Source organism: Stenotrophomonas sp. 05N37 (assembly GCF_056397365.1).
The window spans coordinates 22,618-43,706 of record NZ_JBFTNG010000004.1 but is presented as its reverse complement, the minus strand read 5'-3'; the positions used below and the strand labels follow the sequence as shown (position 1 = coordinate 43,706).

Below are 21,089 nucleotides of genomic sequence, written 5' to 3'. Positions count from 1 at the left end.
CGTTAGGCGCATTCAGCCGCCAACCGACGTTTCCTGCAAAGCCGTCCAGTGCAGTTCACCCCCGGGGCCGATGACCAGCACCGCCAATGCCTCGCGCCGCGTCGATAGCCCCGCGGCGTCGGTCTGGTCTTCCCGGTAGCGCACCGCACAGGCGTCGCCCGGCAACGCGATCGCCGCCAGCTCGGCCACCTCGATGCGAAGGCCTGGCCGTCCGCCATGCGCGCTGGCGAAGAAGCGCGCCAATGCCGGCTTGTCCAGGCGCATCCCGCCGATGCCGACCATGCTGAAGTCATCGCTGAAGCGCGCCAGCAATCGTTCCAGATCACGGGCCGGCACGCGCGCGTTGAACCAGTCTTCGATCATCACGTGCAGCAGGCGCACCTCGTCGAAGGCGGCGTGGGAGAGAGCATGCGTTGCAGGGGTCATGGTGTGGCTCGCAGGGAAAGGGACGCTGCCGGTATCCGCCACAGCAGCGGCAGGGGCAGCAGGGTCATGCCGCTGGCCAGCAGCAGCGTGAGGGCAAACGCGTGTCCGGGCAGCACGGCGGTCAATGCACCCAGCACGCACGCCAGCAATGCGGCGGCCAGGCAGAAACTGAGCTGGCGATTGAGATTCCACAGCGCGCTGCCCGGCATCAGTTCTTCATGCGCCAGGCCCTGGAACGCCAGCGTCTGCGCGGTGCTGCTGCACAGGCTGCCGCCCAGCCCCATCAGCACGAACGCCAGCACCGCCAGCAGCGGTTGCGACGGCTGCACCGCCAGCAGCAGCGCGATGCCGATGGCCTGGCAGGCCATGCCCGCGCTGAGCAGCACGCGCGGTCCGATCCGCGGCAACGCGCTGCGGGTGGTGGCGATGGCACAGGCCGAGGCCAGCGCCCATGGCAGCATGAAGCCGCCGATGCTGGCCGGGTTGTAACCGAGCCGGCTGAGCAGCAGGGTGGCCACCAGCTGGGTGCCGATGAAGGTGCCGGGCACCAACAGGTAGATCAGCATCGCCAGCCGCAACGAGGGATGCCGCAGCAGCGTCCACTGCAGCACCGGCTCTGCGGTGTGCCTGGCCGTGCGTGCATAGACGATCAGAATGCCTGCGGCCGCGGCCAGCATCGCAACGCCCAGCGCACGTTGCGGCGCCTCGGCGATCAGGCTCAGGGCCACCAGCAGCAGGCTCAGGCCCAGCGAGCCCAGCACCAGCCCGCGCCGGTCCAGGCGCGGCAATGCCAAGGGCGGTTCGGACCGAATCCACAGCGCCGCCAGCACCAGCGCCAGCACCGCCAGCGGAACGCTGGCCCACAGCACCCAGCGCCACGATCCCAGCCCGACCAGCCACCCGCCCAGTGCAGGCGACAACGCCGGCACCAGCAGCGCTACCGCCATGATCCGTGCGGTCAGCCGGCCGCGCTCGGTCGGCGGGCAATGCCGATAGGCCAGCGCCTGCCCGACCGGTATCAACAGCCCGCCGCCCAACCCCTGGAGGAAGCGCCAGCCGATCAGCGCCTCGATGCTCGGCGCACTGCCGGCCAGGATCGCCGCCAGCGCGAACACACCCAGCGACAGGCACAGCAGCGCCCGCTCGCCCAGCCGCGCGGCCAACCAGCCGCCCAGGGGAATCACCAGCGTCAGCCCGAGCATGTAGGCGTTGCCGATCCATGCCAACTGCGGCACCGAGGCGTGCAGCTCGGCCGCGAGCGCCGGATAGGCGACGTTGCCGATGAACATGTTGACCAGGTCCAGCGAGAACCCGAGCAGGTACAGCCCCTCCACCTTGGCCCGGTAAGTCATGGCGCGCTCCGTTGGTGAGGACGCAGCATGCGCGCCGGCACGCGCTGGATAAACCGAACATTCAATGCAAGACTGTCAAATCATTTTTGACATTCAAAGGCGGGGCAATGGTCAGCCTGGACCGCTTCGAGACGTTCAAGGCGGTGGTCGACGCCGGCAGCCTCACCGCCGCCGCGCAGCGGCTGGGCCAGAGCAAGGCAGTGGTGAGCTTCAACCTGAAGCGGCTGGAACAGGAACTGGGTGTCACCCTGCTGGTGCGCAACACCCGCAGCCTTGCGCTCACCGAGGCCGGCGAGCGTTTCCACCAGCATTGCGTGGCCATGCTGGCCACCGCCGCGCAGGCCATCGAGGAAGCGCGCAGCGAGCAGTTGCAGCTGCGCGGCACGCTGCGCCTGACCACCACGCCCGAATATGCCAGCGCCCGGCTGGTGCCGCTGCTGGAAACATTCCGCGCCCAGCACCCGCAGTTGCGCCTGCATCTGTCGACCTCGCCGGCACATGCCAACCTGATTCCCGAGCGCTTCGATCTGGCGATCCGGTTGGGGCGCATGGCCGACTCGGAGCTGCGCGCCACCCTGCTCGATGAGCATGCCTTGTGCGCGGTGGCCGCGCCGTCCCTGTTGTCTGCATTGCCCGACGAGGCCGCCCGCGACGAGCCGGACTGGATCCGCACGCTGCCACGGCTGGGTTATCCGCGCCTGGCCGACCTGCCCCTGGTCGCGCCCGACGGCAGCGACCAGCTGTTTGCCAGCAACCCCGCCGATGCGGTGGTCACCGTGGACAATGCGTCCACGCTGCGCGCCTTCGCACTGGCCGGGGCCGGGGCGACGGTATTGCCACAGTGGTTGATCGCCGATGACCTCGCCGCCGGCCGGCTGCTGCCGATCCTGCGTGGGCATCGCTTCCCGCGCCAGGGCGTCTACGCGGTGTTTCCCAACACCGCCCATCCCTCGCGCCGGGTGCAACTGCTGCTGGCGCACCTGCGCCAGCAGCTTCCGGGCTGAATCAACAGCGGGCACGACCCGTGGTCGTGCCCTGCCCGGTACTCCAGGACCGGTACCGACCGTGGGTCGTCCGCCCCATGGGTACCGACCATGGGCCGGTACCCGTCCTGCTCAGCGCACCACGCCGCCGCTCAGCACGATCGGCGTGCTCTGCAGCGGCTCGCCGGCCGCGCGCGAGAGCTGCAGTTCGTAACGGCCCTCGGCGATCTTCCACTGCTTGTCGGCAGTGTCGAAGCTGGCCAGCGTCTTCGGCTCGGCCTCGATGCGGATCCGGCGCGATTCGCCCGGCTGCAGCATCACCTTCTGGAAGCCCACCAGGCGGAACGGCGTGGCGCTGCCATCGGGCAGCTTCAGGTACAGCTGCGCCACGTCCGCGCCGGCCACCTTGCCGGTATTGCGGATGTCCACCGTGGCGACCAGGCGCTGGCCCTGCGACACCGCGCTGAGGTTGTCGTAGCTGAACTGCGTGTACGACAGGCCGTGGCCGAACGCGAACTGCGGGGCCAGGCCCTTGGCGGCGAACCACTTGTAGCCGACGTTGGCGCCTTCGATGGTGTAGTCGATGGTGTCGTCCGGCTTGTGCTTGGGATTGAAGCCCAGGCCGTTCACTTCCGGGCGCGGCAGCTGGCTGGCATCCACCGGCCAGGTCACCGGCAGGCGACCGGACGGATTGACCTTGCCGGTCAGCAGCGCGGCGATGCCTTCGCCACCGCGGATGCCCGGGTACCACGCCTGCAGCACCGCCGGTACCTGCTGCAGCCACGGCAGCTCGACCGGGCCGTTGGTTTCCAGCACCACCACCGTCTTCGGATTGGCCTTGGCCACCCCGGCGATCAGCGCGTCCTGGTTGTCGGGCAGCTTCATGTGCGGCAGGTCGACCGACTCGGCCGACCACTGCGTGGCGAACACGATGGCCACATCGGCCGCGGCCGCCGCGCGCGCCGCAGCGGCGACATCACGACCATCCACGTAGTCGATGCGCGCATCGGGACGCTCGGCGCGCAGCGCCTCCAGCGGCGAGGACGGGTGGAAGATCACCGGGCCCGGCCAGGTGGTCGGCAGCACGCCCGGCACCGCGTTGGTGCCCTTGGCGGTCCAGCCCACCATCGACGAACCACCGCCACCGATCACGCCCTTGTCGGCATGCCCGCCGATGACCACGATGCGCTTGACCTCTGCACCCAGCGGCAGCACGTCGTTGGCATTGCGCAGCAGCACGCTGCCCTCTTCCACGGTGCGCTGAGCGGCGGCGAAGCCGGCAGCATCGTCGATCGGCTGGTGCTGCGGCGGCAGGTCGAAATTGCCGTTGGCGAACATCGCGCGCAGGATCCGGCGGACCATGTCATCCAGGCGCGCGCGCGGCACCACGCCACCGTTGACGGCCAGGCGCAGCGGTTCATCGAAGAACACCGCCTTGTCGAACACCTCGCCGGCCGACTGCTGGTCCAGGCCGGCCAGCGCCGCCTTGGAACCGCTGTGCACGCCGCCCCAATCGGACATCACGAAACCGGGGAACTTCCATTCCTGCTTGAGCACCTGGTTCATCAGGTAATCGTGTTCGCAGCCGTAGGTGCCGTTGATGCGGTTGTAGGAGCACATCACCGAGCCGGGCTTGCCGATGTCCAGCGCGATCTCGAAGGCCAGCAGGTCCGATTCACGCATGGCCTGCTCGCCGATCTCGGCACTGTGGAAATTGCGCGAGGTTTCCATGTCGTTGAGCGCGAAGTGCTTCATCGTCGAAATGACGTGCTGGCTCTGCACGCCACGGATCGACTCGCCCACCAGGCGACCGGCCAGCAGGGGATCTTCGCCGGCGTATTCGAAGTTGCGGCCATTGCGCGGGTCGCGCTGCAGGTTGACGCTGCCGGCCAGCAGGATGTTGAAGCGCTGCTGCCAGGCCTCGCGGCCCATGGTGGCGCCACCGGCGAAGGCCACTTCCGGGTTCCAGCTCGAGGCGGTGGACGGGCCCGACGGCATCGCCGTGGCGTGGTCGCCCTTGCGGATGCCGCCCGGGTTGGTCACGCCCACGCCGGCATCGGCCGACTGCTGCGACGGGATGCCCAGGCGCGCCACGCCTGGCACGAAACCGGCCGAACCGACCGCGCCTTCCGGCAACGGCCCGCCATCCTTGCCCAGCCCGAAGTAGCTGTGCAGCATCTGGAATTTCTCATCGTCGGTCATCTTCGCCACGATCAGGCGGGCGCGTGCATCGGCGTTGAGCGCGGTATCCATCCACGGCGTATCGCCACCGACCGGGGCGGCGTAACCGAGGGTCACCAGGGTGCCCTTGAGCGCGGTCTTGCCGGCATCCATGCGCAGCTTGACCGCGGTGCTGGAGGAGGACTGGAACCCCTGGGAATAGGTGGCATCGCCACTGGCCTGGAAGCCGGCGGCCTGGGCGCTGGCCGCATCGGCCCCGAGCAGCACGGCCGGGGCGCCCACGCGCGAGGCGTCGACCAGTGCCTTCAGGCCGCTGCTGTCCTCGGCGCTGCGGGTGTACAGCGCCACCACGTGGCGGCCGTCGTTCAAACGCAGGTAATCCAGGCCCGGTGCTTCGACGCCCGAGGTCCCTTCCACCGGCAGGCGCGCGATCACGATGCTGCCGCGACGTTCGGCCGAGGCCGGATCGGCGCTGATGAAACGATAGGTGTAGCCCAGCTGGTCGGCCAGCGCCTCGAGCGGATCCGGCACGTGGCTGGTGTCGGCGGTATCGGCGGGGCGGTGCACGTTGCCGACGGTCAACGCATCCACGTTGAGTGCCTGCAGCTGGTCGGCCACCTGCTGGATATCCAGGTGCGCGGGCGCCTGGTCCAGGCGGAGCACGGTGAAGGCATCGCCGCTGTCGGCAACCTTGGGCGAGGACGCCCAGGCCGAAGCGGTGAGCGAGAGCGTGATGGCGGCCGTCAGGGCCAGTGGCTTTGAAATCGTTTTCATGAGCGGGCGAAACACCTTTGCTTGCGCAAAAAATCCAGGGAGTCGTGCCGCAGAAGGGTGCAGCGCCAAGATGGCGGATCCCGACCTTTGCAGGCCGGTATCGGGTACCAGCGGGCCGGCACGGCTACGACCAGGCCCCTCCGCCCGTCGATACAGCCATGCTGTCCGGTGGGCGCCGCAGGCGGCACCCATCCGGTGAAGAGTCGTCCACCCTGTTCATGCCTGTCAACAGCGCGTTCAGATTCGCAGGCGTATGCGGCCGCCGCCGATTACCCTGCGGTGGGCTTCACCACCTGGGTGGCCGCCGCCTCCAGCACCTGCCCATCGGCGTCGCGCGGCAGCAGCGGGGCCAGTCCCCGGCCATCGGCGATCGTCAGCAGCTGCGAACGCGGTTCACCTTCGGCGAACAGGAAGCCCTCGCCCCATTGCCGCAGCGCCACCACCAGCGGGAACAGCGCCCGGCCCTGCGCCGTCAGTACATAGTCGTGATAGCGGCTGCCATCGGCGGCCGCCTGCTGCGCCAGCACGCCGGAATCCTGCAGGGCCTGCAGGCGCTGGCTGAGCATGCTGCGCGACATGCCCAGGCTGCGTTGGAAATCGCTGAAACGGCACACGCCGTCAAAGGCGTCGCGCACGATCAGCAACGACCAGCGGTCGCCCACCACGTCCAACGCACGCGCCACCGGGCAGCTCAGGTTCGGATCGTCATGCATGGCGGGCCCTCCAGAAGTGGTTTCATTTTAGAACCATGTGCGCCAGAATCAACTGGTTCTATTTTGAGACCACCGTATGTCGCACGCCGCCTCCCTGCCCCGCACCGCCACGCCCCTGCTGCTGTTGTTCGCCTGCGCCGCCGGCCTCAGCGTGGCCAACGTCTACTACGCCCAACCGCTGCTGGATGCGCTGGCCGCCGACCTGCACATCGGCACCGCGCGGGTCGGCGCGGTGATCGCCGCCACCCAGCTCGGCTCGGTGCTGGCCCTGCTCTGGCTGGTGCCGCTGGGCGACCGCCGCGACCGGCGCCGCCTGATGGCGGTGCAGAACGCGGCGCTGGTGCTGGCCCTGTTCGGCGTCGCCTGCGCCGGCAACGCGCTGGCGCTGTTGCTGGGCATGCTCGCGCTGGGCCTGCTCGGCACCGCGATGACCCAGGGCCTGATCGCCTATGCGGCCGCCGCCGCCGATGCGCACGAGCGCGGCCGCGTGGTCGGTGCCGCCCAGGCCGGGGTGGTGATCGGGTTGCTGCTGGCGCGGGTGGTGGCCGGTGGCGTTGCCGACCTGGCCGGCTGGCGCGCGGTCTACCTGCTGTCGGCCGCGCTGATGGTGATCAGCGGCGTGCTGCTGTGGGTGCGCCTGCCACGCTTGCCGATACCGGCCGCAACGCCGCGGCTGTCCCTGCCCGCGCTGCTGCGCCAGCACCCGGTGCTGCGCCGGCGCGGCGTGCTCGGCATGTTGATGTTCGTTGCATTCGGGCTGTTCTGGAGCAGCATGGCGCTGCCCCTGAGCGCCCCACCCCAGGCGCTCAGCCACACCGCGATCGGCGCGTTCGCGCTGGTCGGTCTGCTCGGCGCGCTGGCCGCCTCACGCAGCGGGCACTGGAGTGACCACGGCCATGCCGAACGCGTGACCGGCGCGGCGTTGCTGCTGTTGCTGCTGAGCTGGGCGCCGCTGGCGGGGCTGTCGCTGCACCTGGGCTGGCTGGTGCTGGGCGTGCTGCTGCTCGATCTGGCCGTGCAGGCCCTGCACGTCACCAACCAGAGCCTGATCCTGGCCGCCGCGCCGCACGCGCAGGCACAGGTGATCGCCGCCTACATGCTGTTCTATGCCGCCGGCAGCGGGTTGGGGGCGGTGCTGGGCAGCGCGGTGTATGCCGCGCACGGTTGGCATGGCGTGTGCGGCGTGGGCGCCGGGGTATCGGCTGCCGCGCTGGGTCTCTGGCTGTCGATGCGCCGCCCGGATCCTGCCCGGTAACGTCTGCGTTCCGGGCGATGGCTTCTGTCAGCCATGCAGGCGTGGCGCCACCGGAGGTGGCAGATGAAGCATTCATCACCCCGACCGGGTTCAAAACACGGCTATCGAATGCGTTAGCATTTTTACTAATTGCGGGTAGGATTGTCGGTCTCAGCCCCTGACACGCGCCCTGCCGATACTCGCCGCCATGCCCCGGTTTCCCGCCCGCTTCCGCCTGTGCCAGCCCCGTCGGGAGGTGCGCTGATGGGCGCGGTGGTGGCCCTGGACCAGCTGCTGGAAACCCGCCAGGTCTGGCGCGGCAGCCCGCGCACGGTGCTGCCGGCCACTGCCCTGCACCCCACCGGGCACCCGGCACTGGACGCGCGCCTGCCGGGCGGCGGCTGGCCGCCGTCGGCCCTGTCCGAAGTACTGCTGGCCGCCCCCGGGCAAGGCGAGCTGGCCTTGGTCTGGCCCACCCTGGCGCGGTTGAGCCAGCAGCAACAGACCGTGGTCCTGATCGCCCCGCCCTACCTGCCGCATGCGCCTGGCTGGGCCGGCGCCGGGGTGGCGCTGGGCCAGGTCCAGGTGGTGCAGGCCAGTCCGCGCGATGCGCTGTGGGCGGCCGAGCAATGCCTGCGCTCCGCCGCCTGTGCGGCCGTGCTGTGCTGGCCGCAGCAGGCCGACGACCGTGCCCTGCGCCGGCTGCAGGTGGCCGCCGAAACCGGCCAGTGCCTGGGCTTTGCCTTCCGCGACCTGCGCCAGGCCCGCAACAGTTCGCCGGCGCCGCTGCGCCTGCAACTGCAAAACGGCCAGGTGCGCGTGCTCAAGTGCCGCGGCGGCATGGCCCCTGCGCAGCCCTTGCCGCTGTCGCTGGCGCATTGAGCGGCCCGCCGTGCACTGGGCCTGCCTGTTGTTGCCACAGTTGGCGCTGGATGCGGCGCTGCGCCAGCAGCCCGATCCATCGGTGCCGCTGGTGCTGCTCAGCGGCCCGGCGCAGCGCCGCGTGCTGCATGCGGTGAGCCCGTCGGCCCGTCGGTTGGGGTTGCGTCGCGGCATGCTGCTCTCGGCGGCGCAGGTGCTCACCCGCGACATGCTCACCGTCGAACATGACGCGCGCGCCGAGCAGGCCACCCGTCAGCTGCTGGCCAGCTGGCTGTACGGCATCAGTTCGCAGGTCAGCCTGGCCTTTCCGCACGCGCTGGCGCTGGAGATCGGTGCCAGCCGCGCCTTGTTCGGCGACTGGCCGGCGATCGAGAAACGCCTGTGCGATGGCTTGAAGGACCTCGGCTTCCGCCATCGCCTGGTCGCCGCGCCAAATCCGCATGCGGCCTGGGTATTGACCCGCGTACATGCACGGCTGGGGGTGGAGGCCGGCCAGCTCGAGGCCACCCTGGCGCAGTTGCCGATCGAGCACAGCGGCCTGCCGGCCGAGGCGGTCACGGTATTGGCGCGCTCGGGCCTGCGCACGCTGGGCGCGGCCTTCCAGTTGCCGCGCGAGAGCCTGGCCCGGCGCTTCCCGCCGCAGGTGCTTGCCCACCTGGATGCGCTGCGCGGGATCAGCACGCCGCCGTTGCGCTATTTCCAGCCACCGGACCGCTTCGATGCGCGCATCGAGTTCGATTACGAAATCGAGTCTACCCAGGCCCTGCTGTTCCCGCTGCGCCGCCTGACCGGCGATCTGGCGGCGTTCCTGTGCTCGCGCGATGGCGGCGTGCAGCGTTTCGATCTGTGGTTCGAACACGACCAGCACCCGGACACCTGCCTGAGCATCGGCCTGCTCGCCCCCGAGCGCGATGCGGCGATGCTGTTCGAGCTGGCCCGCAACCGCGTGGACCACCTGCAGCTGCCGGCCTGCAGCCGTGGTCTGCGCCTGCAGGCCGAGCACCTGCCGCCGTTCGTCCCCGCCGCGCGCGACCTGTTCGACCCACGCCCACAGCAGGCGATGCCGTGGGAGCAGGTGCGCGAACGCCTGCGCGCGCGGCTGGGCGATGAGGCCGTGCAGGGCCTGGGACTGCGTGCCGAGCACCGCCCGGAACGGGCCAGCGGCGATGCGCACGGCGCGCCCAAGGGCCCACCGCCGCCGCTGCCGCTCCGGCCGGGCTGGCTGCTGCCGCGCCCACAGCCGCTGCTCGATCCGCACCTGCGCATCCTGTCCGGCCCCGAACGGATCGAATCGGGGTGGTGGGACGAAGGCGATATCCGCCGCGACTATTACGTCGTGCAGACCGCACAGGGCCAACGTGGCTGGGCCTATACCAGCGCCGATGGGCGCGGGGGGCCGTGGATGCTGCACGGCTGGTTCGCATGAGCGCCGCCCTGCCCGGCTACGCCGAACTGCACTGCCTGTCGGCCTTCAGCTTCCAGCGCGGCGCATCGATCGCCGAGGAACTGTTCGCGCGTGCCAAGGGCCAGGGCTACCGCGCACTGGCGATCACCGACGAATGCTCGCTGGCCGGCATCGTGCGCGCCTGGCAGGCGGCGAAGAAGCACGACCTGGCCCTGATCACCGGCGCCGAATTCCAGCTGGACGACGGCCCCAGGCTGGTCCTGCTGTGCACCGACCTGGCCGCCTATGCCAGCCTGTGCCAGTTGATCACCACCTGCCGCCGACGCGCGCCCAAGGGCGAATACCGCTGCCTGCGCGAGGACTTCGATGCCCTGCCGGCCAGCCTGCTGTGCCTGTGGCTGGACCGCACCCCCGGCGCGGAAGATGCGGCCTGGCTGCAGGCGCGTTTCGCCGGGCGGCTGTGGCTGGCGGTGGAACTGCACCGCGAGGCCGACGATGCGCAACGCCTGGACGCGTTGCAACGCTTCGGCACGGCACATGCCATCCCGCTGGTAGCCAGTGGCGATGTCCACATGCATGTGCGCCGCCGCCGCGCCCTGCAGGACACCCTCACCGCGATACGCCACCATTGCACCATCGCCGATGCCGGCTGGCGCCTGTTTCCCAACGGCGAACGCCACCTGCGCACCCGCCAGGCGCTGGCCGCGCTGTACCCGCCGGCCTTGCTGGCCGAGACCCTGCGCATCGCCGACCGCTGCCAGTTCGATCTCAAGCAACTGCAGTACACCTACCCGCGCGAACTGATCCCGGCCGGGCACGACCCGGCCAGCTGGCTGCGCACGCTGGTCGAGGAAGGCATGCAATGGCGCTGGAAAAGCGGTGCCACGCCCAAACAACGCAGGCAGATCGAACACGAACTCGACCTGATCCACACCAAGCAGTACGAGTCCTACTTCCTGACCGTGCACGACATCGTGCGCTTCGCGCGCAGCCAGCAGATCCTCTGCCAGGGCCGCGGCTCGGCCGCCAATTCGTCGGTGTGCTACGTGCTGGGCGTGACCGAGATCGACCCCAGCGAGATGGAGCTGCTGTTCGAGCGCTTCATCTCCGAAGAGCGCGACGAACCACCGGACATCGACATCGATTTCGAACACGAGCGCCGCGAGGAAGTGCTGCAGTACGTGTTCAACCGCTACGGCCGCGAGCGCGCCGCACTCACTGCCGTGGCCATCAGCTACCGCGGCCGCAGCGCGGTGCGCGACGTGGCCCGCGCGCTCGGCCTGCCACCGGACCAGGTCAACGAACTGGCCGCCTGCCTGGACCGTTGGAGCAGCCACGAGCCGCTGCCCGAGGCACTGCGCGAGCGCGGCTTCGACCCGGACACGCCGCTGATGCGGCGGGTGGTGGCGCTGACCAGCGAGCTGGTCGATTTCCCGCGCCACCTGTCCCAGCACCCGGGCGGTTTCGTGATTTCCGAACACCCCCTGTCCACGCTGGTGCCGGTGGAGAACGCGGCCATGGCCGACCGCACCGTGATCCAGTGGGACAAGGACGACCTGGACGCCACCGGGCTGATGAAGGTCGACTGCCTGGCGCTGGGCATGCTCACCGCGGTGCGCAAGTGCCTGGCCATGCTGCACGCGCATGGCGCGCCGAAGATGGGCATGGCCGATATCCCCTCCGGCGATGAGCCCACCTACGACATGATCTGCCGCGCCGACACCCTGGGCGTGTTCCAGATCGAGTCGCGCGCGCAGATGGCCATGCTGCCGCGCATGCAGCCGCGCTGCTTCTACGACCTGGTCATCGAGGTGGCGATCGTGCGCCCCGGCCCGATCCAGGGCGACATGGTCCATCCGTACCTGAACCGCCGCAAGAAGCTCAAGGAAGAAGGCATCGAGGAAATCGACTACCCGCCCGCGCTGGAGAAGGTCTTCAAGCGCACCCTCGGTGTACCGCTGTTCCAGGAACAGGTAATGCAGCTGGCGGTGGCCGCCGCCGGCTTCACTGCCGGCGAGGCCGATGCGCTGCGCCGCTCGATGGCGGCGTGGAAACGCCACGGTGGCTTGGAGCCGCACCGCGCCAAGCTACTCGCTGGCATGGCCGCCAACAACTACAGCCGCGAATACGGCGAGCGCCTGTTCGAGCAGATCAAGGGCTTCGGCAGTTACGGTTTCCCGGAAAGCCACGCGGCCAGCTTCGCGCTGATCACCTATGTCAGCTGCTGGCTCAAGTGCCACCACCCGTCCGCATTCGCCGCCAGCCTGATCAACAGCCAGCCGCTGGGCTTTTACACGCCAGACCAGATCCTGCAGGACGCGCGCCGCCACGGCGTGCCGGTGCTGCCAGTGGATGTGCGCCACAGCGACTGGGACTGCACGCTGCTGCCGCCCACCACGCCGGGCCGCCCGTTCGGCATCCGCCTGGGCCTGCGCCTGATCGACGGCTTCAGCGAAGACGTCGCCATCGCGCTGGTGCAGGCACGCGCACGGCTGCCGTTCGAGAGCGTGGCCGATCTCAGCCAACGCGCGCGGCTGGATCGCCGTCACCAGGGCCTGCTTGCCGATGCCGGTGCATTGAAGGGGCTGAGCGGGCATCGCCATCGCGCGCGCTGGGAAGTGTCCGGCGTGGAAAAACCGCTGCCGCTGTTCGACACCGCGCGCGCCACCGTCGAAGCCAGCGTGCCGCTGCCGCTGCCCAGCGCCTTCGAGGACATGCAGGCCGACTACAACAGCACCGGCACCACGCTGGGCCGGCACATGGTGTCCTTCATCCGCCCGCAGCTGCGCCAGCGGCGCTGCCAGCGCTCGGACGAGCTGGCCGCGCTGCCGCACGGGCGCAGCGTGCGTTTCGCCGGGCTGGTGCGCATGCGCCAGCGCCCGCAGACCGCCAGCGGGGTCACCTTCCTCACCCTGGAAGACGAATGCGGCATGGTCAACGCCGTGGTCTGGCGCAAGATCGCCGACCGCCAGCATCGCGTGCTGGTCGAAGCGCGGATGATGCAGATCGATGGCCGGCTCGAACGCGTGGACGGCGTGCAGCACCTGATCGTGCGCCAGATGCACAACATCGATGCGCTGATCGACGGCGTGCGTACGCGCAGCCGCGACTTCCACTGACGGCAGCGCGCCTTACCACATGCCCTCGCGCACTGCGCTGTGCAGCGCGCTGCACGACCCGCGCGACGGCCCTCAACGCGTGATCTACTTCACGATAGATGTAAATACAGAGTTTCCCGACTGGCGTCGCAATTGCCCCTTCCGCTATTGTCGCTGCCTTCCAAGGATCTGGAGCCGCTCGTGTCCCGCGCACTCACCCTCACCACGCTGATCGTCTCCAGCCTCGCCTTGGTCGTCTCCGGCTGGACCGCCCTGCGCCTGCACCAGAGCCAGGCCGAGGACCGGGTGATCACCGCGCGTGGCCTGGTCATCCAGGACGGCAGCGGCCAGGCCCGCGTGATCCTCGGCGCGCCGGTCCCCGATCCGTTGAGCAAAGGGCTGTCGCAGGGCCCGCGTGCTTCGCCGCTGTCCGGCCTGATCCTGCTCGGCGCCGATGGCTCCGAACGCGGCGGCTACGGCACGGCCGACGTCGGCGATGAAGCCATGCTCACCCTCGACGATGCCAGCGGCACCACCGAAGTCTTCAAGGTCACCGCCAATCCCGATCGCGGCGCCACCCTGGTGATCAAGCACCAGAACAGCACCGGTGCCATGCTCACGTCCTGGCAGGGCAAGCCGGAGTTGATCTTCGTGGGCGACAACGGCCAGTCGCACTACGTCCGGCCCAGCGCGCCCAGCGCGCCCTGAGGTGCGCGTGCCATCGGGCCGCGCGGATATGCCACCATACCGGCCGAGTTTCCCGGAGTACGCGATGTCCAACCCACGCCCTGATTGGCCGCAGGCCACCACCGCCGCGGAGATCGCCGACAACCTCGTCGCCGTACGTGCACGCATCGCCGACGCCTGCGCCCGCGCGGGCCGCGCGCCATCCAGCGTGCGCCTGCTGCCGGTAAGCAAGACCGTGGACGAAGCACGGCTGCGGCTGGCCTGGCAGGCAGGCTGCTACGAACTGGGCGAGAACAAAGTGCAGGAAGCGCAGGCCAAGGCAGACGCGATGGCCGACCTGGGCATCCGCTGGTCGGTGATTGGCCACCTGCAGACCAACAAGGCGCGCGACGTGGCACGCTTTGCCAGCGAGTTCCAGGCACTGGACAGCCTGCGCGTGGCCGAGGCCCTGGACCGGCGGCTGACCCTGGAGCAACGCACGCTGGATGTCTTCGTGCAGGTCAACACCTCCGGCGAGGCGAGCAAATACGGGCTGGATCCGATCGAGGTCGCCGATTTCCTGCACCAGTTGCCCGCCTTCACCCGGTTGCGTGTGCGCGGGCTGATGACCCTGGCGCTGTTTTCGCCGGATCCGGACCAGGTGCGCCCGTGCTTCGTACGCCTGCGCGACCTCCGCGATCGGCTCCGCCCGACTCTTCCCGCCGGCATCGCCCTGGACGAACTGTCGATGGGCATGTCCGGCGATTTCGAGATCGCCATCGAGGAAGGCGCCACCGTGGTCCGCATCGGCCAGGCGATCTTCGGTGCACGCGCCACCCCGGACAGCCACTACTGGCCGACGCCGGATCCCGCGCTGCAGCAGTAGTGACTGCCCCCCGCCACGTGCCCTCGCCACCGCGTTGGAAAGAAGACAGCAGATGGACGGTTATGTCGTGATCGCAAAGTACCTGACCATTTACGCCGAACTGGGCGCGCTGGCGGTTCTGGGCCTGCAGGTGGCGGCCTATCGCCATCACCGCCATCCCAGCCTGCTGGTGCTCATCATCTCCTCGGTGATCGGGATGGCCTACGGCGCCCTCGCCAGCCTGCCGTACTTCATGACCCACCCCTGGTTTCAAGGCACCCCGTTCGCATTGGCCTGCGCCGCGCTGGCCACGCCGGCCACCGCCATCAGCATTGTCGGCGTGGCCCTGCTGTTCCGGTCATACCGCCAACTGGTCGACGGCAATGCGAAGGCACAGGCCCGGATCCGTGAACTGGAATCGCGCCTGCCCTGCCCGGCCCTGCCTGCATCGCATGGGACGGACGCCCGCGATGACGCCTACACGCCACTGGACAAGCGCTGAGCAGCCAGCGCTACTATCAGGCGTGGCATATCACTTACCCCAGGGGGCGCAATGAAGTCTATTTTCCTTGTTATCGGCATGACCGTGGCGGTGTGCGCATGCGCGACCAAACCGATCAACACCCGTACCGCGCGTTCGACACCCGCCGACCGCATCTTCGCCCCCGAGCTCATGCAGGCTGCGGAAGATCGCGTGGAACTCATCGTCGCGCGTGATGCCGGCGCCATGGGGAGCGGCTGCATGACGGCGGTGTATCTGGATGGTCGCAAGGTGTCGACCATCGACAACGCCGAGAAGGTCACCTTCCACATCGCACCGGGCCGCCACATCCTCGGCACCGGCCCGAATCCGGAAGGCAAGGCGCTGTGCCGGTTGGGAGCCGAACGTGCGCGACGCGAAACCGAGATCATCGCCGAGCTCGGCAAGCCGCTGAAATACCGCCTGGCACTGAGCGCCAATGGCGAAATCTCGGTCATGCCCACCGCGTTCTGAGCCGGGCACCGTCGCCTCACCCCCGTTGCTGCATGTGCAGGTCGTGCTCCCGCGCCTGTGCATGCAACCATGCACGAAACGCCAGGAACCCCTGGTGTGATGCAGAGCGTGGCGGATACACCAACCAGTGCGACCAGCGCGTCTTCAGCCGGTGCGGGGACAGCGCGATCAACTGCCCGGAGTCCAGCAGCAGCCGGGCGCGGGTCACCCGTCCCAACGCCACCCCGAAACCATCCAGCGCGGCACGGTGGTGTGCTTCTGAATCGTTGAGCAGGGCCACGTAGCGCGCCGGCGGGGTGTCGCCGGCCAGCGCGAACCAGCGCTGCCACTCGCCATCCGGGTCACCCAGCAGCGGCCATTGCGACAGCGGCCGCCCTGCCACCCCGCCCATGCGCTCGACCAGCGATGGGCTGGCCATCGGCACCAGCCATTCGTCGAACAGTGGCTCGGCCTGCAGGCCCGACCACTGCCCCGCGCCTACGCGCAAGGCCGCATCGATCTGAAGGTGGCGTTCGAAGTCGGTGAGGCGCTCGCTCGACTCCAGGCTCAGTTCGATCTCCGGGTGCGCGGCCACGAACGAGCCCAGCCGTGGCACCAGCCAGTTCGACGCCATCGATGGCAGGGCGCTGACCGTCAGCACCCGGTCATGCCGCGCGGCGAACGGTTGCACCGCCAGCCCGATCGCATCCAGGTGCGGCCCGATCTGCTCGAGCAGCCGCTGGCCTTCGGCCGTCACCGCCACCCCGCGTGGCTGGCGCAGCAATACCGGGTAACCCAGTCGCTGCTCCAGTTGCCGCATCTGGTGGCTGAGCGCGCTGACGGTCAGGTTGAGCGTTTCCGCCGCCCGGGTGAGGTTGCCCAGGCGTGCGGCGATGACGAAATGCTGCAGGGCCTGGAGGGGAATGCGGGACATGGCGACTTGAATCCCATTCAAGGCAAGGTTGCGGATATGTCGCTTTTTCGTTCCGCATCCTGCACCTATCGTCAACTCCACTCAAGTGGAGGCGCGCACATGACTATCTTCGGCGACCTGCTGTTCCTGCAGGGCCACATCACCAATGTCGACCTGGCACGGCGTCTGGCGGGCACGGCCGAGGCTGCTATCAGCGGCGATGCGCCGGCCGACCTGGCCCAGCGAATCCCAGCGCCCGGGACATGCCCCGCGCAGCCGGGTGAACAGCCTGCTGCGCCTGCAGGCGGGCTGCCTTGCCGCAGTGCCTGAGCCCGGCAGCGCGGCGGGCTGCGCCTACGGCGCCGGCCCGCTGGCCGGCAACACGCGCGGCTGCTGCTCGTACCATTCGCGCGCGCCGGCCAGGTGCCACTTGCGCTGCTGGCCATCCATCTCGATCCCCGCCCCCAGCACGCCCCAGCGCACGTACAGGTTGCCTCGCCGCTGCGCGCGGGCGAGGTCGAGCCGCGCGCGCAGCGACAGCCGTTCGTTCTCGGCCTGCAGGTCGTCCACCCACAGTTCGCCACTGCGCCAGCGCAGCTGGCCGCTGGCCTGCACCTCACCCGAGTCCAGCAGGCCCAGTACCCAGCGCGGGTAGCTGCTGCGCTCGGCGAACACGCCCAGCAGCGGCCCGGCATCGCGCAGGCGCAGGTCGGCCTGCGCGGTGACCTGGAACGGTGCTGCCGCATCGATATGGCCCTGGCGCAACGCCACGGTGCCCCACCAGTTGTCGGCCCCGGCGGCATCGCCGACGCGGATGTTGCGCAGCTCCACGGTGGTGCCGCCCAGGTCGAATTGTTTTGCCTCGAAGTCGGCCCGCCGCACCCGCGCCTTCAATTGGGCGTCGCCGCGCATCGCCAAGCCGGCCACCTGCAGCCGTGCCCCCCGCCCGCGCAGGTCGGCGCGACCGGTGCCGACGCGGCCGGCCGAATCCATCTCGACATCGCCGCTGAGCAGCCCGGTGCCCCCGAGCAGACGCACGTTGTCGCCCCCCAGGTAGCGGTTGTAGGCGGTCAGGTCGGGGACCCGCGCATCGTTGAAGCGCAGCTGCGCGCGCATGCCATCGCGCAACTGCTGCAGCCGCGCATCGCCCCGCAGGGTCAGGGCCATGTCGCGACCGTCAAACAGCAACGATTTCGGCGCGGCCGTGGGCGCGGCACGGAACTGCGGAATCTTCACGTCCAGCTGTGCCTGCGCCGGTGCGCCGGCCACGATGCGGCCATGCGCGTTGGCATCGCCGCGCAGGCGGACGCCCGCCACCTCCGCCACCGCGGCTACCTGCGGGATATCCAGCGTGCTGCCCGGCGCGAGCTGGCCGTCGGCGATCTTCAGGTCGCCTTCGAGCAACCCGCCACCGTCGAGGTGGAACCAGGGCTTGCGCACGAACAGATCGGCGATCCAGTTCAACGACTCGAACTTCCACGCGCCCTGCACCTGCCCGGACAACCGCGGCAGCAGCTCGGCCGGCGCCCGGAACGGAATCTTCGTTCCGGTCACGCGCAGGTCGGCGTGCAACTCGCTGCCGGTCTCCGGATCGCGCGGCAGCCGGGCCTGCACGCGCATGTCCTGGGCCACGTCCAACTGCAGCGACAGCAGCCCACGGTCATCGGCATCCACACCGGCATGCACCGGCACCCGCCACACCACCCGGCTGCCCGGTTGCAGCGCCCCCTTGTCCAGCACCACGTCGGCGTTCAACCGCGCCGTGGAGGGCACGCTGCCCACTTTGACGTGCGGCCCGCCCGTGTCGATCTCCAGCGCCTGGCTGCGTGCATCGACCTGCAGCTGGGCGTAGGTGATCTCGAACTTGCGCAGCCCCGGTGCTTCATCACGGTAGTGGCGTGGGAAATGGAAGCGCGCGGCCAGGTGCGCGTCATCCAGTACTTTCAGCCCATCCACGCTGACCGTGGCCTGCTCGAAGCCGGCTCGGGAATCGAACAGTTCCGACGGGCCGCCCTTCAATTGTTTGAGGAACCCGACCGTGGCATGGCCCTGGCCGGCGATCAGCAGCGTGCCGAAGCGACCACTACGGATCGAGTCGCTATGGATGGCATCAAAGCGCAGCGTCCAGCCACGATCGCCACGCGGCGGAGGCGGGATCGCCTTGTCCACCCGCTGGATGTCCGCTTCCACGCCCGTGGCATCGATGCGCGGTATCCGCACCTCGCGACGGAACAGCGCCACCAGGTCGATCCAGGCGCTGGCGCGGTCGGCACGGAAGACGTACACGGTGCGGTTGGCCTGGCCGCGCATGCGGATGTTCCACACCACCGCCTGCCCGGGCAGCAGGGTCAGCGCCGGGCCGGTCTGCATGCTGAACTTTTCAGGCTTGCGGTTGGTGACCGCGTCGAACAGCGGCGTATTGAGAAACACGTTGCCGGCGACCAGGTACAGCGCATACAGCGCCAGCAGCGAGAGCAACGCGACGCGCCATGGCCGGGGCCAGCGCCGGACGCGCTCGGGAATCAGGGGCATGGAAATAGGCGCGCGGCAGCAGAATGACCCCTGCACTATCCCCATCCGGCCGACGCAGTCGCGTGAAGGCCCGCCGCGTAACGGCGTAGGGCCACGCCATGCGTGGCTGGCCTTCCCCGCGGCGTCATGACCGTTGCCAGCCATGCCAGGCATGGCTCCACCGCCAGTACACCACCTCACGGTTGAAGCCGGCGCGCGCCCCTACCGCCCTCAGTCCGGCAGCTTGGCGATCACCTTGATCTCCACGTCGAACCCGTACAGCCAGGTCACCCCGATTCCGGTCAGGGTCGGGTACGGCGCCTGGCCCCAGTACTCGGGCACGATCGCCCACACCCGCTCGAAAATCCGCTCCGGATCGACCAGGAACACGGTCACGTCGAGCACGTCATCGAAGCTGCAGCCGGCCGCGCCCAGCACCGCGTTGAGGTTCTCGAAGGCGCGCCGCACCTGGTCCTCCAGCACCGGTTCGGGCGAGCCGTCCTCGCGGCTGCCGACCTGGCCGGACACGAACAGGAAGCCATTGGCGCGCACGGCGGGCGAATAGCGGTTGCGCTCATACAGGGCCTGCCGCCCCGGCGGAAAGATTACGTCACGGGTTGCCATCGTTTTCTCCCGGGCCGGCGGCCCGTTGTTGTGATGTGGTTACGGTAGAGGCCGCACCGGCCCGGATAAACGCCCCAGACCGGCCATCACTGTTTGTAGAATCCAAACAATCCCCTCGAAAGGCGCCCCATGGACAGGTTCGATGCGATGCAGGCCTTCGCCCGCGTGGTGGAGACCGGCAGCTTCACCAAGGCCGCCCAGACCCTGCAGGTGAGCAGGACCACCGTCACCCAGCTGGTGCAGCACCTGGAAGCGCGACTGCGCGTGCGACTGCTCAACCGCACCACCCGCCAGGTCAACGTCACCGCCGACGGCGCGGCCTACTACGAGCGGGTGGTGCGCCTGCTGGCCGACCTCGACGATGCCGACACCAGCCTGTCCGGTGCCGCCGCCGAACCGCGCGGGCGCCTGCGCATCGACGTGCCGGCACCGCTGGCGCGGCTGCTGCTGGTCCCGGCGCTGCCCGGCTTCCTCGCCCGCTATCCGGACATCCAGCTCGACCTGGGCGCAAGCGACAGGAACATCGACCTGATCGGCGAAAACGTGGACGCGGTGATCCGCGGCGGCGAGGTCACCGACCCGTCGCTGGTCGCGCGTCGCATCGGCGACCTCCAGGCCGGGCTCTACGCCGCGCCCGGCTACCTGCGCGAGGCCGGCATTCCCGACCACCCGGCAGTGCTGGCCGACAGCCACCACCGCGTCGTCGGCTACCTGCGCTCGCGCAACGGCCAGGTGCTGCCGTACACCCTGCAGCGTGGCCAGGACCGCATCACCGTGCAGGGCCGCCACCGGCTGGCGCTGGACGATGGCAATGCGTACCTCGCCGCCGGCCTGGCCGGGCTCGGCGTACTGTGGCTACCCGACTACATGGCCGCCGCGCACGTGGCCCGCGACGAACTGACCCGCGTCCTCGCCGACTGGCGGGTGGCGCCGATGCCGCTGTATGTTGCGTTTCCACCGAACCGGCACGTCAGCGTCAAGCTGCGGGTGTTCATCGACTGGGTGGGCGCGCTGCTCGCCGAGCACACGCCGGTCGAATCGATGCGCCCGCGCTGAGCGAACCACGTTCCATTCCCCAGAAAGGCCCTGCATGCACGCCCGTTCCCGCCCCGCCCTGGTCACCGCCCTCGCACTGCTGGCCCCCGCCATCGCCCTCGCCCAGACGACCGCACCCGCAGCCGCCCCGGCGCAGGATCCGCTGCTGACCGCCCTGCTCGATTGTCATTTCGGCTACGCACAGCGGCATTTCCGCAGCAGTGCCAGCGCCACCGAGATCGCCACGGCGGCGGCCTCGTATTGCGACCCGGCGTTGCAGGCGGCCGGCCTGGATACCCTCCAGCGTGCCCTCGCCGCCGGCCTTCCCGCCGACGCCGCCGAACAATCGCGGCAGCGCATGCTGGCCGAACTGCGCGCGATGCTGCCGGGCTTCACCCTCGACAAGGTGATCCAGTTCCGCGCCGACGACAGCGACACGCGGTAACGCACTGGC

At 69.5% G+C, this 21,089-nt stretch carries 19 protein-coding genes; 12 read left to right on the top strand and 7 right to left on the bottom strand.

What is annotated here, in order from left to right:
- Positions 1-12: 12 nt before the first annotated feature.
- Together AC1DGC_RS13020 and AC1DGC_RS13015 are read right to left on the bottom strand one after the other, a co-directional pair.
- A complete protein-coding gene (locus tag AC1DGC_RS13020) occupies positions 13-363 on the bottom strand; it encodes a DUF4440 domain-containing protein (RefSeq protein ID WP_478048028.1) in 351 nt (116 codons plus the stop codon).
- A gap of 59 nt (positions 364-422) precedes the next feature.
- Positions 423-1,778, bottom strand: a complete 1,356-nt coding sequence (locus AC1DGC_RS13015; protein WP_394162267.1) for an MFS transporter — start codon at positions 1,776-1,778, stop codon at positions 423-425.
- A gap of 107 nt (positions 1,779-1,885) precedes the next feature.
- Here AC1DGC_RS13015 and AC1DGC_RS13010 point away from each other — a divergent pair, with 107 nt between their 5' ends.
- A complete protein-coding gene (locus tag AC1DGC_RS13010; RefSeq protein ID WP_449334435.1) occupies positions 1,886-2,782 on the top strand; it encodes a LysR family transcriptional regulator in 897 nt (298 codons plus the stop codon).
- A 111-nt stretch (positions 2,783-2,893) separates the two neighbouring features.
- On the opposite strand, the gene AC1DGC_RS13005 is transcribed toward AC1DGC_RS13010, so the two are convergent.
- Positions 2,894-5,716 carry a beta-glucosidase gene (locus AC1DGC_RS13005; protein ID WP_478048027.1) on the bottom strand — a complete coding sequence of 941 codons (2,823 nt, stop codon included), beginning with the start codon at positions 5,714-5,716 and terminating at the stop codon, positions 2,894-2,896.
- Between the two features lie 269 nt (positions 5,717-5,985).
- Positions 5,986-6,429: a winged helix-turn-helix transcriptional regulator gene (locus tag AC1DGC_RS13000; protein WP_478048026.1), complete on the bottom strand. Its 444-nt coding sequence runs from the start codon at positions 6,427-6,429 to the stop codon at positions 5,986-5,988.
- Between the two features lie 76 nt (positions 6,430-6,505).
- Here AC1DGC_RS13000 and AC1DGC_RS12995 point away from each other — a divergent pair, with 76 nt between their 5' ends.
- The 8 genes from AC1DGC_RS12995 to AC1DGC_RS12960 all read left to right on the top strand — a co-directional run bounded on the left by AC1DGC_RS12995 (position 6,506) and on the right by AC1DGC_RS12960 (position 15,573).
- Positions 6,506-7,684 carry an MFS transporter gene (locus AC1DGC_RS12995; RefSeq protein ID WP_478048025.1) on the top strand — a complete coding sequence of 393 codons (1,179 nt, stop codon included), beginning with the start codon at positions 6,506-6,508 and terminating at the stop codon, positions 7,682-7,684.
- 243 nt (positions 7,685-7,927) lie between these two features.
- Positions 7,928-8,545, top strand: coding sequence for a translesion DNA synthesis-associated protein ImuA (gene imuA / locus AC1DGC_RS12990; RefSeq protein ID WP_394162277.1), 618 nt, complete (start codon positions 7,928-7,930; stop codon positions 8,543-8,545).
- A 10-nt stretch (positions 8,546-8,555) separates the two neighbouring features.
- The gene (locus AC1DGC_RS12985) at positions 8,556-9,971 is read left to right on the top strand and encodes a Y-family DNA polymerase (protein WP_478048024.1); all 1,416 of its coding nucleotides are present in this window, start codon (positions 8,556-8,558) and stop codon (positions 9,969-9,971) included.
- Positions 9,968-13,069 carry an error-prone DNA polymerase gene (locus tag AC1DGC_RS12980; RefSeq protein ID WP_478048023.1) on the top strand — a complete coding sequence of 1,034 codons (3,102 nt, stop codon included), beginning with the start codon at positions 9,968-9,970 and terminating at the stop codon, positions 13,067-13,069. The genes AC1DGC_RS12985 and AC1DGC_RS12980 overlap by 4 nt, the downstream gene beginning before the upstream one ends.
- Positions 13,070-13,249: 180 nt before the next feature.
- Positions 13,250-13,756: a hypothetical protein gene (locus tag AC1DGC_RS12975; protein ID WP_478048022.1), complete on the top strand. Its 507-nt coding sequence runs from the start codon at positions 13,250-13,252 to the stop codon at positions 13,754-13,756.
- A gap of 64 nt (positions 13,757-13,820) precedes the next feature.
- Entirely contained in the window at positions 13,821-14,600 is a 780-nt protein-coding gene (locus AC1DGC_RS12970; protein WP_478048021.1) for a YggS family pyridoxal phosphate-dependent enzyme, read from the top strand.
- Between the two features lie 52 nt (positions 14,601-14,652).
- Entirely contained in the window at positions 14,653-15,081 is a 429-nt protein-coding gene (locus AC1DGC_RS12965; protein WP_394162287.1) for a hypothetical protein, read from the top strand.
- A 78-nt stretch (positions 15,082-15,159) separates the two neighbouring features.
- Complete coding sequence (locus AC1DGC_RS12960; protein ID WP_449334443.1) at positions 15,160-15,573, top strand: hypothetical protein; 414 nt, start codon at positions 15,160-15,162, stop codon at positions 15,571-15,573.
- 16 nt (positions 15,574-15,589) lie between these two features.
- Here AC1DGC_RS12960 and AC1DGC_RS12955 read toward each other — a convergent pair whose 3' ends face one another.
- The gene (locus AC1DGC_RS12955) at positions 15,590-16,486 is read right to left on the bottom strand and encodes a LysR substrate-binding domain-containing protein (RefSeq protein WP_394162291.1); all 897 of its coding nucleotides are present in this window, start codon (positions 16,484-16,486) and stop codon (positions 15,590-15,592) included.
- A 99-nt stretch (positions 16,487-16,585) separates the two neighbouring features.
- On the opposite strand from AC1DGC_RS12955, the gene AC1DGC_RS12950 reads away from it, so the two are divergent.
- Positions 16,586-16,795, top strand: coding sequence for a hypothetical protein (locus AC1DGC_RS12950; protein ID WP_478048020.1), 210 nt, complete (start codon positions 16,586-16,588; stop codon positions 16,793-16,795).
- 24 nt (positions 16,796-16,819) lie between these two features.
- Here the strand turns inward: AC1DGC_RS12950 and AC1DGC_RS12945 are convergent, their stop codons facing one another.
- Both AC1DGC_RS12945 and AC1DGC_RS12940 read right to left on the bottom strand, forming a co-directional pair.
- On the bottom strand, positions 16,820-18,997 hold the full coding sequence (locus AC1DGC_RS12945; RefSeq protein WP_478048019.1) for a translocation/assembly module TamB domain-containing protein: 2,178 nt from the start codon (positions 18,995-18,997) through the stop codon (positions 16,820-16,822).
- A gap of 210 nt (positions 18,998-19,207) precedes the next feature.
- Positions 19,208-19,600: a RidA family protein gene (locus AC1DGC_RS12940; protein ID WP_449334445.1), complete on the bottom strand. Its 393-nt coding sequence runs from the start codon at positions 19,598-19,600 to the stop codon at positions 19,208-19,210.
- 129 nt (positions 19,601-19,729) lie between these two features.
- On the opposite strand from AC1DGC_RS12940, the gene AC1DGC_RS12935 reads away from it, so the two are divergent.
- Positions 19,730-20,656, top strand: coding sequence for a LysR family transcriptional regulator (locus tag AC1DGC_RS12935; protein ID WP_394162299.1), 927 nt, complete (start codon positions 19,730-19,732; stop codon positions 20,654-20,656).
- Between the two features lie 34 nt (positions 20,657-20,690).
- Complete coding sequence (locus AC1DGC_RS12930) at positions 20,691-21,080, top strand: hypothetical protein (protein WP_478048018.1); 390 nt, start codon at positions 20,691-20,693, stop codon at positions 21,078-21,080.
- Positions 21,081-21,089: the final 9 nt, after the last annotated feature.

Excerpts from the sequence above, each read along its gene's own strand:
- AC1DGC_RS13020 (WP_478048028.1), bottom strand. The coding sequence starts at position 363 with ATGATCGAAGACTGGTTCAACGCGCGCGTGCCGGCCCGTGATCTGGAA.
- AC1DGC_RS13015 (WP_394162267.1), bottom strand. The coding sequence starts at position 1,778 with ATGACTTACCGGGCCAAGGTGGAGGGGCTGTACCTGCTCGGGTTCTCG.
- AC1DGC_RS13010 (WP_449334435.1), top strand. The coding sequence starts at position 1,886 with ATGGTCAGCCTGGACCGCTTCGAGACGTTCAAGGCGGTGGTCGACGCC.
- AC1DGC_RS13005 (WP_478048027.1), bottom strand. The coding sequence starts at position 5,716 with ATGAAAACGATTTCAAAGCCACTGGCCCTGACGGCCGCCATCACGCTC.
- AC1DGC_RS13000 (WP_478048026.1), bottom strand. The coding sequence starts at position 6,429 with ATGCATGACGATCCGAACCTGAGCTGCCCGGTGGCGCGTGCGTTGGAC.
- AC1DGC_RS12995 (WP_478048025.1), top strand. The coding sequence starts at position 6,506 with ATGTCGCACGCCGCCTCCCTGCCCCGCACCGCCACGCCCCTGCTGCTG.
- imuA (WP_394162277.1), top strand. The coding sequence starts at position 7,928 with ATGGGCGCGGTGGTGGCCCTGGACCAGCTGCTGGAAACCCGCCAGGTC.
- AC1DGC_RS12980 (WP_478048023.1), top strand. The coding sequence starts at position 9,968 with ATGAGCGCCGCCCTGCCCGGCTACGCCGAACTGCACTGCCTGTCGGCC.
- AC1DGC_RS12970 (WP_478048021.1), top strand. The coding sequence starts at position 13,821 with ATGTCCAACCCACGCCCTGATTGGCCGCAGGCCACCACCGCCGCGGAG.
- AC1DGC_RS12965 (WP_394162287.1), top strand. The coding sequence starts at position 14,653 with ATGGACGGTTATGTCGTGATCGCAAAGTACCTGACCATTTACGCCGAA.
- AC1DGC_RS12960 (WP_449334443.1), top strand. The coding sequence starts at position 15,160 with ATGACCGTGGCGGTGTGCGCATGCGCGACCAAACCGATCAACACCCGT.
- AC1DGC_RS12955 (WP_394162291.1), bottom strand. The coding sequence starts at position 16,486 with ATGTCCCGCATTCCCCTCCAGGCCCTGCAGCATTTCGTCATCGCCGCA.
- AC1DGC_RS12950 (WP_478048020.1), top strand. The coding sequence starts at position 16,586 with ATGACTATCTTCGGCGACCTGCTGTTCCTGCAGGGCCACATCACCAAT.
- AC1DGC_RS12945 (WP_478048019.1), bottom strand. The coding sequence starts at position 18,997 with ATGCCCCTGATTCCCGAGCGCGTCCGGCGCTGGCCCCGGCCATGGCGC.
- AC1DGC_RS12940 (WP_449334445.1), bottom strand. The coding sequence starts at position 19,600 with ATGGCAACCCGTGACGTAATCTTTCCGCCGGGGCGGCAGGCCCTGTAT.
- AC1DGC_RS12935 (WP_394162299.1), top strand. The coding sequence starts at position 19,730 with ATGGACAGGTTCGATGCGATGCAGGCCTTCGCCCGCGTGGTGGAGACC.
- AC1DGC_RS12930 (WP_478048018.1), top strand. The coding sequence starts at position 20,691 with ATGCACGCCCGTTCCCGCCCCGCCCTGGTCACCGCCCTCGCACTGCTG.